The organism is Microcoleus sp. PH2017_12_PCY_D_A (assembly GCF_020738565.1).
In the GTDB taxonomy this organism is placed as follows: Bacteria; Cyanobacteriota; Cyanobacteriia; order Cyanobacteriales; family Microcoleaceae; genus Microcoleus.
Genome location: NZ_JAEQCI010000157.1, coordinates 1 through 10,439, shown reverse-complemented (window position 1 = coordinate 10,439; position 10,439 = coordinate 1). Strand labels below are relative to the sequence as shown.

Here is a 10,439-nt window from a genome sequence, read left to right as displayed (position 1 = left end):
TTGACGCTACTGCCTTCTAAGCAGCGAGCCGCAGGTTCAAGTCCTGCCGTACCCGTTAACTAAACCTATACATGACAAGAGTTTCAGACGTTTTCCCCCAAACGGACAGACTGCCTGAAACCTTATTTGTTTCGCAGTTGTTGCGGATTCGGGCATCCAAAACACTATAAAATTCGTCCTGAAGCCCCACCTGCCCAATTTGGCAAATCTTCCGGCTTCCGGGCGATCGACACTCCTACGCCTCTTCCTCTTATGTTTGACACAGCCGATGTGCTATCATCAAAAGTCTATTGTGTCAATAGCCCAGAAGTTGAAACCGCAGCAGCCGATTGTGGGCCGAGTAGCCCTCAAGAGTTATCCTTAGTGATCGGGCTATTTTCGGACAGGTTGGATATGTTAAGAGCAATTTTATTTCATATACCCCAAAATTTAATGCTATTACTCGACCGCAGCGCGATCGACCAGTTACAGCCGATATTGGCGCAAGCAACCGGAATGCCGATCGTTGCATCGGAAAATACCGCCACAATTGCACTGGTATTGGTTGCTGTGGGAATTCTGGGTTGGGGATTTTATCGCGCCAGACATGAAGGCAAACTGGGAATGTTAGCTTGGTTGCAGTCAGTGGTGTTGATGAGTCCCTGGCTGCTGTTCTTTGGTTTGTTCGCGGCCGGGATTTACCTAAATCTAGTGGCGGTATTGTTGCTGCTGGTGACATCCACGGGATTGTACATTTATCTGGGCCGGCAATTGCGTAAGGCAGCAGCCGATGCAGCGATCGACTCGCGCTCCGCTCCTGCCGAGCTAAAGCCCCAAAGTGATGGCAGCTCCGCCCCAAACGAACAACGGGTACCAGCCAAAGAAATCATTAAAATCGTCACATCGCCTGCAACTAATGAATTAGAAATAATTCCGGTTCCAGTTGAAGACCTCAAGGCAATTCAAGGCATCTTTGGCATCGATACTTTCTTTGCTATAGAAACGATTCCCTATCAAGATGGGGTAATCTTGAAAGGCAATCTCCGGGGAGACCCCGAACAAGTACACTCGCGTTTGACGGCAAGCCTGCAAGAAAGATTGAACGATCGCTACCGCCTGTTTTTGGTAGAAAATCAGGACGAGAAGCCGGTAGTTATTATTTTGCCCAGCACAAATGACCCGCAGCCCACTAACCTATCTCAAAAAATCCTCGCAGTCGTGCTGCTACTGGCAACAATTGCTACTAGCTTGGAAACAGGCGGTTTGCTGCTGGGTTTCGATTTCTTTAACTCGCCTGGTAGATATCCAGAAGTGCTGCCAATTGCGGCGGGAATTTGGGCGGTTTTAGGCTCAGGCGAAATTGCTCGCCGAGTGCTGGCAAATCAGTACAAGATTGGCTTGAGTTGGCCGTTTTTTATACCAACTTTTCAGATAGGTTCTTTTGGGGCGATCGAGCGTTTTGAGTCGCTGCTTCCCAACCGTAAAGTTTTGTTTGACATCGCTTTTGCTGGGTCAGCCGCTGGGGGAATAATTGCTCTGCTCATGCTGGTAACGGGTTTGCTGCTTTCTCACCCCGGCAGTTTGTTTCAAATTCCCGCAGAGTATTTCAAGGGCTCGGTTTTGGTGGGAACTTTGGCAAAAGTGGTTTTGGGTGCGGCGTTGCAGCAACAGATTGTTGACGTTCACCCGCTGGTAGTTATTGGTTGGTTGGGCTTGGTAATCACGGCGATTAATTTGATGCCTGCGGGACAGTTGGACGGAGGTAGAATTGTACAAGCAATCTACGGTCGGAAAATTGCCAGCCGCACTACTTTGGCGACGTTTGTGGTGCTGGCGATCGCTTCTTTAGTTAATCCTTTGGCTTTGTATTGGGCGATCGTGATTCTGATTTTACAGCGGAATCTGGAGCGGCCGAGCCTCAACGAGCTGACTGAACCTGACGACGCTCGCGCAGCTTTGGGTTTGTTGGCTTTGTTCTTAATGATTTCTGTACTCTTGCCCTTGACTCCGGCTTTAGCTGGGCGTTTAGGAATTGGCAACTAATCATCAGACCATTGGTGGGCTGGGTGCGTTTGGGCGCACCCCAGATATTTATCAATTGACCCAATAGAAAAGCTCGGAATTTGTTTAAACTTAATTTAGCAAGTAAAAATCACGGATCTGAGCATCTAGGCTAAAGTTATGGCTAATCAACTTCCTCCTGTATTGGTAACTTTTGATGCGGATGTTTTGATGGCTGGCAGAACCCAAGTGTGGCAAGAATATGCCAAGGTGGGAAGTTGCTATCTCCCGGAAGTAGTGTATGACGAAATAGATTATCTGACAGGGAGAGCGGTAGAAAAAGCTCAAGAGCAAGTGGCTAGAGAGTTTATGCGCTTTTTTGCAGAAAGTGGCTGGATTGTGACTGACGCTCAAGAAACGCATCGGGCCCTAGAACCCTCGATCAAAAATCAAAGCGCACAAGCAATGCTGGTCGTAGCTACAGCTCAGTGCGTTTACGGTTTGGCTCAGGAACATCCCGATGCGCTGGTGGTGTTTGTGTCGAACAGTCAGCCTCTGCTGAAGCGGATAGCTTCTGTGGGGGCTGCGAATCTTTGCGGCATTACTGCGGCGATGCTGTTAAATTGGGCGAGGAAAGGGGAACGCCCGCCGGTGGCGACTCAGCAATTGCAAAGTTTGATGCGAACTTTAGCCGATCGCCAATCAACTCAGCGCTCTAACAGTAGAATACAGAATGCTGGTGTTGGCAAAACCGGGACATCTGTTAGCAAGTTCACAATGCGTGGCGATTCTGAGTTGGACTCGCCCAGTAGTTCTACTAAAACTAATCAAACGGGTTTGAGTGGGAGCCCCCGTAAGAGTTCGCGCACCAACGCCAAAAAGCCGGCGCCCAGTCGCGAGGAACGGAAAGATTACGAGCCGGCTGTATATCGGATCAAACACATTACGCCTCCGAAAAAAAGGGATGGCGGTTTTCTGTCTGGTGCGTTCAATTTTTTGGGAGCGTTATTTTTCTTGACGGTAGCGGTGGGTATTTTGTGGCGAGTTTTGGATGCTCGGGGTTTTAGAAAGACGTTTGTGCCGGCTCTACCGCAGCCTGTGCAACAATTTGTGAAGTCGATCGACCCTAAGTGATCTGTTTATCTGAAAATTCCGCGTTTTAGCTTCTACGTTCTACCTTTGATCGGGGACTCTCACCCCGGACAGCAAGTAGAAAAAGTCTGCGATCACCTTAATCTGAAATTGCGAATCAGGTTGAGTCCAAACTATTGGCAGATTGCGAGCATATCAAAATGAGCGAAAAAACATCCTTCGGAATTATATTTTATATCTTTCCGCGATCGCAAATTTTTTCTTTCTCCTGTCTAATTTATTAATTTTTATCATTTATTAGGTTTGATCGTTCGGACTTCAGTCCGCATCCAAAATCAAAGAAATGAAGGGCTGAAGTCCCATGGCAAACGCATCTAATACCAATTTAAAAAATCCTTGCTGCAACACTCTTAGTTGACTTTGTTTACTCAAGTATTGTCCGCGGTGCGTCGCTGTCAGATTTTCTGTTTTTTTTGGTACCATCGATGAATCCACATTCTACCAATATTGTTGCATTAATTTTTCAAATTGGCATAAATTGTGTAAGCCTTACCTAGCAAAGGTTTCAGTATTTGGGAACACAAATGCACAATAGCCCAAACCTTTGTCTAGCAAGCATCCTAAAAATAAGATGCGTTTGTTCTGAGAAGTCCGAACAATCAAACCTATTTTATAGGGGTTGTTCGAGCAATACTCCGAACAGTTTTTTGGGGTGGTAGCCCAAACGGGCATTCTACCGTTAAGATTTCAGCCTCTGAGGAAGCTGGAACCCTTATTATACCGTTCGCGATTAAAAAATGTCCGGACTATTGTTCAAGCCGACATAATATTAATTAAGATTTCACTATTTGCGCCGAATTTAACAATGCTGAACTCGAACGAAATAATTAGTGGATTAGCCTTAGCTTTGGCGGGTTTTATTTATGCTGTATTCTTTTTTGTAGTTCTTCCCTTCAGACAGTACGATTATGCGGCACCGATTTGGGCGATCGCAATTGCGATCGGCCTTACCGTAGGAATGAATTGGCTACTATCTGAATCCTTGCTAACTGGGTGGATTTGGGTAGCTGCATTATTTGGTTTTCAGGTACCGCTGATGTTTTTTTGTGGGGAGTTTCTGGGAGATGGGCTGATGCTGCCGAGTATGTTATTTTTCGGAACAATGGTAGTAGGAGTTACGAGCGTTTATACCAATTTTTCGCAACCAAAAACACTGTTGATTGTGAGTTTTTGTACAGTATTTTTCCTAACTTTAATGTACATATCTTTCATTGGTGGCTATGTGCTTAGAGGCAAAAATCCGTTTCATGGTTCTTCAAAGGAAATGCTGCCGCTGTTGAATCACAAGGTAGAAATTCACACCGACGATCCCAAACAATTGCAGTTTAATGGTAAAATTGGCGAACTCACTGAGATCGATCGCTATGAAGTGACAGTGAAACTGGATGACGAGAAATTAATGTGGCCTTATGTGCAGGTTTGGTGGGAAGATGTCAAGCCTGCTAACTAACGGAAATCCTCAGATTTGTTCATTTCGAGCCCCGAATTCTGTCAAGCAATTTTAATAAAGCCGCACTGACTAAACCTCCTGCAATTCCCACAAGCAGGCTCAACATGAAAGCTTGACTGACCGACAGGGGAGTTTCCGGGCTGGCGGGGCTTTTGATTTGGCTGGCGGGGCTGTTGATTTGGCTGGCGTAGATGCTGGCGGCGACTCCGCTGGTGCCAATTCCTACGCCCACTGTACCAATGGTAAAGTTGAAAGTGCGATCGCTCGAGAGCCCTCTCAATCTCGATAATTCCCTCTACAGTCTCGATCGCATTTTCCAACAACCGCAATCCCGCACTCAAACTTTTATTATCCGCTTTAACTTGGGTGATATACTTTTCCTCAGCAAAATCGCTGAAACTTTTCATAAATTTTAACTCATTTTTGTCATTTCCAATTCTTTCCGCTATAGTTTATAGCCGTTTATTATATTTATTCAGATTAGTTTGAATTCTATTTTCTTGTTCTTCCAATCGACTAATATAATTAGCACAAATCAAAAAGAATGTCAAGCAATTAACCAAATTTTCCTGCAATTGTTTCAAGTCAACTTGAGCAGCATTGACTTGTTCTGGCAGTTGGCTGACAATCTCTTGAATCTTCCGCGAAGCATCCTTGAGATCCGACTTAAGTTGGCAGCTTTGTTGATAAGCCCAAATCACCTTATTCAATACTTCGGACAGTTTTGGAATAGGGACGCTCCGCGAGCACTCCGCTAAAAAAGTCACTGGTATCTTAACGAAAAAGACAAAAAGGCAGTTTTTACGTTAAGCTCAAAAAAAAGACGAACTTAAAAAACGCAATAATGAATATTATTGAATCAATCTTACAACAAATGCCAGGGATTAGTCAAGCGCAAAAGAAGTTTATGGTGATTTTATTTTCCACCATTTTACTTGTTTATGGCAAAGTGAATTTTACCAATATGGCCCGTTATAGTTATTTGAGTAAAAAGATTTATCGCCGCCATTTTTTTAAAGGCTTCGATTTTCCATAATTTCATAAATACTTTATCAATCAAGCCTTAAATCATGAGCGAACACTGATTGCAGTCATCGATTGTTCTTTTATTCCAAAAAGTGGCAAAAAAACTGAAGGAAAAGCTAGTTTTTATAATGGTGTAGCTGGCAGACCTGAAGAGGGATTAGAAATTTCTGTAATGGCTGTTGTCGAACTTGAAACTCATTTGTATTATAGTCTAAGTGTACAACAAATTCCGTGGCGTCCGACCACAGAACTACCGAAAAATCCCCTAACTGCCAAGGTGAAAAAAAGCTCAATAAAACGGGAAAAAAAAGAGATCCAGAAAGCTCAATGCCTCAGATAACTAGATTTGATGACTAGGCTCAACATTTAATAAAGACTCGTTCCTTGTTGCCAGATTCTGTCCGTTACTTGGTGGCTGATGGTTATTATTACCGCTTTAAATTCTGGAAGGCTGTACGTGATGCAGATTTAAATTTGATTAGTAAATTAAGAGTTGATGCCAACTTAAATTACATTTTAGTCTGAATGACTGTATTGTCTGCTGTACAAAGGGGCGATTACTGAATTATTGCAATAAACTTCTAAATTACTATGAATTATGAACGGGGCATTTTTTTATTCAAGCTCTTGAAAAAATGGTTGAAGAAGTTGGAAGAAAACGGCTGGTCTTCTTTGTAGCACGTCCTATAGGATGGGGGAAATCTAGCACTGTAAACTCATTTGTTAGTAAAGTAGTATCTAAAGTTAGTGACTATGAGCCGGAAACAGCAGATGTTACTGGGTTTTAATTTGAGATGAATGGAGTGAAAGCTATCATTTTTGATACTCCTGGCTTGCGGGATGAAAAAGGAAATGATGAAACATACATAGAGTTAATGCGTTCAAAAGTCGAAAAACCTGATTCTATGTTATATGTTAGCAGACTAGACGAAACAAGAAAAGAGGACGATCGGCAAGTAATAAAGATTATTTCATCTGCACTGGGGGAGAAGGTTTGGGAATATACGGTGCTCGTTTTCACTTTTGCCAATGTTAAAGCTTCCCAATATTAAACAAAATTGGATGCTAAAACAAAAATTATTCAAGAATTAATAGCAGATTACATATCTGATAAGGAAGTAGCTTACCAGGTTCCAGTAGTTGCAATAGATAATGACAGTGACACAACTCCTGATGGTAAAGAATGGCTGGGATATTTTGTTACAGCATTGGTAGAGAGAGTATCTAAGGAAGGTACTATTGCCCTACTATATATGTTAACTTATAGTGTAAGAAAAGGCAAATCATTCTTAATAGAAAACAAAAAGCAATTATTAGGATAAAAATTGTTAATGCAGTTGTTCAGTCAGCACGAACACTTATGGGAATTGGAATTCCTGTTGCCGGACTTATAAATGCTCCAATAATAATAGGTTTTGCAGGCGGTGGAATAGTAGGAACTCTAATAGGAGCTTGGTTATCTAGGTAGGACGATCGGGATGATGATGAGTAGGGCGAGATCCTTTTTCTTCCCAAAGTGCGAGAGCCCTTTTATCCCAAAGTGCGATCGACCTACTTTCTTATTGAGTTAAGCAGTATGATTATCCCCTGATTGCGCTGGTTTAATAGAATATCAAGCATCCGACGATTCTCAGTTTGGATGCCACGAATCTCTTCTTGTTGTTGCACAATAATTGTTTGCTGTTGTGCCATATTTGCTTGCTGTCGATCCATTCTTTGAAATAACTGCTGCCGTTCTTCTCTTGCCTCTGCCGCCACATTAGCTAAAGCTTGAATGACGCGGGCGTTACTCTCTGCTATGCTAGCGATATTCTCTACCCTGTCAGCGAGACGGTCTAGCCTCTCATAATCCCAGCGCTCTGTACTCATAGATATTTCTCCTTTAATCTACTTTTTAGCATAACTTCAATTTTAGTTCTTTTGCGTACATCTGGCGATCGCCCATTTCTTCCCCAAATGCGATCGCCCATTTCTTCCCCAAGCGCGATCGCCCATTTCTTCCCAAAGTGCGATCGCCCCTTCCCCAAGCGCGATATCCGTTGATTAAGCAGTTGGATTATCATCTTGATTGCGTTGATTTAAGAGGATATCAATTATCCGTCTTGTCTCAATCCTCAAACCCTCAATATTAGACTGCTGTTGATCCATCCTTTGGAATAACTGCTGCCGTTCTTCTCTTGCTTCTGCTGCCACATTAGCTAAAGCTTGAATGACGCGAGCATTACTCTCTGCTATGCTAGCGATATTCTCTATCCTGTCAGTCAGACTCTCCATTCTATCGGCTAGACCATCTACTTTGTCTGCCAAGCGGTCTAACATATCATCATTCCAGCGTTGGGTACTCGTAGACATAGGCTCTTTGTGGAGATTTGTGGCTATTTTTGTATTATACCTTAACTTGAGATTGCGAGAATGCAGTCAGTCAACTTTTTTCTCCAAACAGTTTCAGTTTAATTTTTTTCGAGGAGATACCCCGATCGCGCCCCGCGAAATAATCTGCCAATGCTGCTTGGCTTTCTGCTATCTCTTCGGCTGAAATCACCTCACCATCGCCTTCAACTTCTACGCTACTTTCTCCTGCTTGTTTTCGCTCGATCGACTCCAACAATTTCTGCTTGACTTTTTCCTTAACTTCTAAACCGGCATCACGATCGCCAAAAGATTCTTCTAAACACTGTTCGACGGTATCTCTAATTAAGTCCCGCAGTTGCTCAACTGTCATGTCTTTGACTTGCATCTTAATCTCCTAGTATGTGGGACTATCAATAAATAATAGCAACTTAGGTGGGATTGTGCTGTATGAAATAAAATCGACTATTTAGCGCGATCGACAATATAACCCGCTGCATTATACGATTAAGTAGGCAGGTCAAAAAAAACGTTAAAATCTTTTGATTTTGGCTCTCTACAGCGATATAATTTTAGTTTGCTTGTGAGGCTGCTGCACCATCTTCAAAGTTAAGCTCATTTTCAATCGATGCAAAAAATTGCGAAATCTGCTCAGTCGATGTGATGTGATAAACTCTTTTGGTACTGCGCGCCCGATCGATATATTCGCGATATTTTGGGTTCAAATATTTGTGACACAACCAAAGCACGCGGTAACTGGTAATCGAACTCTTTAATATTGGGCTGTTTTCCGGCCAGCCTGCGGGCGGTTTAAAATAACCCGAGATCAGTCGTTTAGTCACCCACCAGAAATGTACGTATAGCGGCAGATCGATAAAAACCAAAGTATCCGCCTCATCAAGTCGCAGCCAGAGGGTTTCCATGCAGCCAAACCCGTCAATAACCCATCTGTCAGCCTGCAAAATTTCTTGATGGGCGCGCTTAAAATCTTCCTTTGGAACCTCAGCGCCGCCCGATCGATATTGAATCTTGTCTAAGATGTGAAGGGGCAATCCAGTGATGTCCGACAATCTCTTGCTGAGAGTGGATTTACCGCCTCCGGTGTTGCCAAATACTGCTACTTTTTGCATAGCTACTCCTTCGCCCGAGTTCAAGTTTAATTTTAGCCGATCGACTTTGCGAACAAGTCCAGAGCGCGATCGACTTTTCGATACCGCTGCATTCTACAATAATTGAAAATTGAAAATGGTATTCGCTGGCTGCTAGCGGCGAGGTGCGTACACGATAACCAAAACGCCCAGCAATGCAATGCACCCTCCCAGCAAATCGTATTTATCAGGAGCAACGCGATCGACAATCCAACCCCACATAATCGACAGCACAATAAAAACGCCCCCGTAAGCCGCCTACGCCCGTCCGAAAGTAGCAGGTTGCAGCGTGGAACTCCGTAAACCCCCAAGATAACCATCCCAATTACTGCTAACCAAGGGCTTTTGCCTTCGCGCAAGCACAGCCAAAACAAATAGCCCCCACCAATTTCGCACACTCCAGCCTATACAAAAAGCAACAAAGATTGCATCATATTATGTCCGATCGAATGTCTTGCTGCTAACATTAAATCATTAATTTTTCCGTGGATTACTGCGATGGCTAAGTCTAAAACTTACATTGGCAAATTAAAACCTCGATATTCCTTCATGCTGAACCCGTATAGCGATATCCGGTTGAGCAAATGCCCGAAGTGTGAAAAACTGACACATCTGCGGAAATTTGCTTTGTTTATCTGGATTGAGGGCCTGGGCCCACTCATACAGGGAAAAACCTGTCGCTACTGCTCGAAATGCGAGTTAATTATGGCGCATCAAAATGAATTGGAGGCAGAATTGATATTAGGCTTGCAGAAAATCGCACCGCAGGCGATCGGCAATGACTATTTTGTTGTCGGAACCTTCGATAAAAAGGTGTGGGAGGGCGGACTCAAAAATAAAGAAAATGATTTTGACTCGGAAATATTAAACTATTTGGCTGATTTCAAAACAATGCTGGATTTGGAGGTTGAACCGGGAGGTTGGTATCGAGACTAGGTATTCGATTTGGGGAGTTGCTGGCGCGATCGTATGGAATAGACCTCTTGCAAAAAAAATCTATGTTATAATTAAAAATTTAGCATTTTATTATACTGATTTTAGCAGGTACGTAGTTGCGCTTTAGCGCTCTTTTTGGGATACCGGAAAGAGCGCTAAAGCGCAACTACGTACCTGGAGTTAATAGTTGTAGGGTGCGTCGAAGAGAAAATCAAAAGAAAGCAGCGAGAGTTATTACTGGCGACGCACATTATATTTAGAAAATCAATGGGGTAGGCACGCACCATCCACTACCCCTACAACCCACATTCCGCAGATATTCGATCGGATTTAATTTCAAAAGAATTCAGAATTCTCAAAACCTCAAATAATTGCTCTGCAATCATTTGAGGCTTTTT

15 protein-coding genes and 1 pseudogene are annotated in these 10,439 nt (G+C 43.3%); 7 read left to right on the top strand and 9 right to left on the bottom strand.

From position 1 onward, the window contains the following. Nucleotides 1-495: 495 nt before the first annotated feature. From JGK39_RS30130 to JGK39_RS30120, 3 genes are all read left to right on the top strand, one after another. On the top strand, nt 496-2,022 hold the full coding sequence (locus tag JGK39_RS30130; protein ID WP_293259946.1) for a site-2 protease family protein: 1,527 nt from the start codon (nt 496-498) through the stop codon (nt 2,020-2,022). A gap of 138 nt (nt 2,023-2,160) precedes the next feature. Beyond that, complete coding sequence (locus JGK39_RS30125) at nt 2,161-3,114, top strand: PIN domain-containing protein (RefSeq protein WP_293259925.1); 954 nt, start codon at nt 2,161-2,163, stop codon at nt 3,112-3,114. Nucleotides 3,115-3,937: 823 nt separating this feature from the next. After that, nucleotides 3,938-4,582: a hypothetical protein gene (locus JGK39_RS30120; RefSeq protein ID WP_293259922.1), complete on the top strand. Its 645-nt coding sequence runs from the start codon at nt 3,938-3,940 to the stop codon at nt 4,580-4,582. Between the two features lie 19 nt (nt 4,583-4,601). Here JGK39_RS30120 and JGK39_RS30115 read toward each other — a convergent pair whose 3' ends face one another. Together JGK39_RS30115 and JGK39_RS30110 are read right to left on the bottom strand one after the other, a co-directional pair. Continuing rightward, nucleotides 4,602-4,862: a hypothetical protein gene (locus tag JGK39_RS30115; protein WP_293259919.1), complete on the bottom strand. Its 261-nt coding sequence runs from the start codon at nt 4,860-4,862 to the stop codon at nt 4,602-4,604. 172 nt (nt 4,863-5,034) lie between these two features. Further along, a complete protein-coding gene (locus JGK39_RS30110; protein ID WP_293259916.1) occupies nt 5,035-5,292 on the bottom strand; it encodes a hypothetical protein in 258 nt (85 codons plus the stop codon). Nucleotides 5,293-5,426: 134 nt separating this feature from the next. On the opposite strand from JGK39_RS30110, the gene JGK39_RS30105 reads away from it, so the two are divergent. The 3 genes from JGK39_RS30105 (at nt 5,427) to JGK39_RS30095 (ending at nt 6,930) form a co-directional block, all read left to right on the top strand. Then, nucleotides 5,427-5,618, top strand: coding sequence for a hypothetical protein (locus tag JGK39_RS30105; RefSeq protein WP_293259913.1), 192 nt, complete (start codon nt 5,427-5,429; stop codon nt 5,616-5,618). Nucleotides 5,619-6,411: 793 nt separating this feature from the next. Further along, nucleotides 6,412-6,660, top strand: coding sequence for a hypothetical protein (locus tag JGK39_RS30100; RefSeq protein ID WP_293259910.1), 249 nt, complete (start codon nt 6,412-6,414; stop codon nt 6,658-6,660). Nucleotides 6,661-6,666: 6 nt separating this feature from the next. Further along, complete coding sequence (locus JGK39_RS30095; RefSeq protein ID WP_293259907.1) at nt 6,667-6,930, top strand: hypothetical protein; 264 nt, start codon at nt 6,667-6,669, stop codon at nt 6,928-6,930. Nucleotides 6,931-7,159: 229 nt separating this feature from the next. On the opposite strand, the gene JGK39_RS30090 is transcribed toward JGK39_RS30095, so the two are convergent. The 7 genes and pseudogenes from JGK39_RS30090 to JGK39_RS30060 form a co-directional block, all read right to left on the bottom strand. Beyond that, nucleotides 7,160-7,477: a hypothetical protein gene (locus tag JGK39_RS30090; protein WP_293259904.1), complete on the bottom strand. Its 318-nt coding sequence runs from the start codon at nt 7,475-7,477 to the stop codon at nt 7,160-7,162. Beyond that, entirely contained in the window at nt 7,474-7,671 is a 198-nt protein-coding gene (locus tag JGK39_RS30085; protein ID WP_293259901.1) for a hypothetical protein, read from the bottom strand. Before JGK39_RS30085 ends, JGK39_RS30090 begins: the two co-directional genes overlap by 4 nt. Continuing rightward, complete coding sequence (locus tag JGK39_RS30080; RefSeq protein ID WP_293259898.1) at nt 7,652-7,960, bottom strand: hypothetical protein; 309 nt, start codon at nt 7,958-7,960, stop codon at nt 7,652-7,654. The genes JGK39_RS30085 and JGK39_RS30080 overlap by 20 nt, the downstream gene beginning before the upstream one ends. Before the next feature lie 70 nt (nt 7,961-8,030). Next, nucleotides 8,031-8,345, bottom strand: coding sequence for a hypothetical protein (locus JGK39_RS30075; protein WP_293259895.1), 315 nt, complete (start codon nt 8,343-8,345; stop codon nt 8,031-8,033). Nucleotides 8,346-8,529: 184 nt separating this feature from the next. Beyond that, the gene (locus JGK39_RS30070) at nt 8,530-9,087 is read right to left on the bottom strand and encodes an adenylate kinase (RefSeq protein WP_293259892.1); all 558 of its coding nucleotides are present in this window, start codon (nt 9,085-9,087) and stop codon (nt 8,530-8,532) included. A gap of 132 nt (nt 9,088-9,219) precedes the next feature. After that, nucleotides 9,220-9,339, bottom strand: coding sequence for a hypothetical protein (locus JGK39_RS30065; protein WP_293259889.1), 120 nt, complete (start codon nt 9,337-9,339; stop codon nt 9,220-9,222). A gap of 110 nt (nt 9,340-9,449) precedes the next feature. Further along, nucleotides 9,450-9,503, bottom strand: a pseudogene (locus JGK39_RS30060) (YnfA family protein); the annotation flags it as partial. Between the two features lie 307 nt (nt 9,504-9,810). Here JGK39_RS30060 and JGK39_RS30055 point away from each other — a divergent pair. Beyond that, nucleotides 9,811-10,041 (top strand): hypothetical protein, encoded by a 231-nt coding sequence (locus JGK39_RS30055; protein ID WP_293259886.1) that lies wholly within the window; start codon nt 9,811-9,813, stop codon nt 10,039-10,041. Nucleotides 10,042-10,439 lie beyond the last annotated feature (398 nt).

Coding starts and splice junctions, on each gene's coding strand:
- JGK39_RS30075 (WP_293259895.1), bottom strand. CDS start 8,345: ATGCAAGTCAAAGACATGACAGTTGAGCAACTGCGGGACTTAATTAGA.
- JGK39_RS30105 (WP_293259913.1), top strand. CDS start 5,427: ATGAATATTATTGAATCAATCTTACAACAAATGCCAGGGATTAGTCAA.
- JGK39_RS30055 (WP_293259886.1), top strand. CDS start 9,811: ATGGCGCATCAAAATGAATTGGAGGCAGAATTGATATTAGGCTTGCAG.
- JGK39_RS30080 (WP_293259898.1), bottom strand. CDS start 7,960: ATGTCTACGAGTACCCAACGCTGGAATGATGATATGTTAGACCGCTTG.
- JGK39_RS30090 (WP_293259904.1), bottom strand. CDS start 7,477: ATGAGTACAGAGCGCTGGGATTATGAGAGGCTAGACCGTCTCGCTGAC.
- JGK39_RS30085 (WP_293259901.1), bottom strand. CDS start 7,671: ATGATAATCCAACTGCTTAATCAACGGATATCGCGCTTGGGGAAGGGG.
- JGK39_RS30130 (WP_293259946.1), top strand. CDS start 496: ATGCCGATCGTTGCATCGGAAAATACCGCCACAATTGCACTGGTATTG.
- JGK39_RS30120 (WP_293259922.1), top strand. CDS start 3,938: ATGCTGAACTCGAACGAAATAATTAGTGGATTAGCCTTAGCTTTGGCG.
- JGK39_RS30070 (WP_293259892.1), bottom strand. CDS start 9,087: ATGCAAAAAGTAGCAGTATTTGGCAACACCGGAGGCGGTAAATCCACT.
- JGK39_RS30125 (WP_293259925.1), top strand. CDS start 2,161: ATGGCTAATCAACTTCCTCCTGTATTGGTAACTTTTGATGCGGATGTT.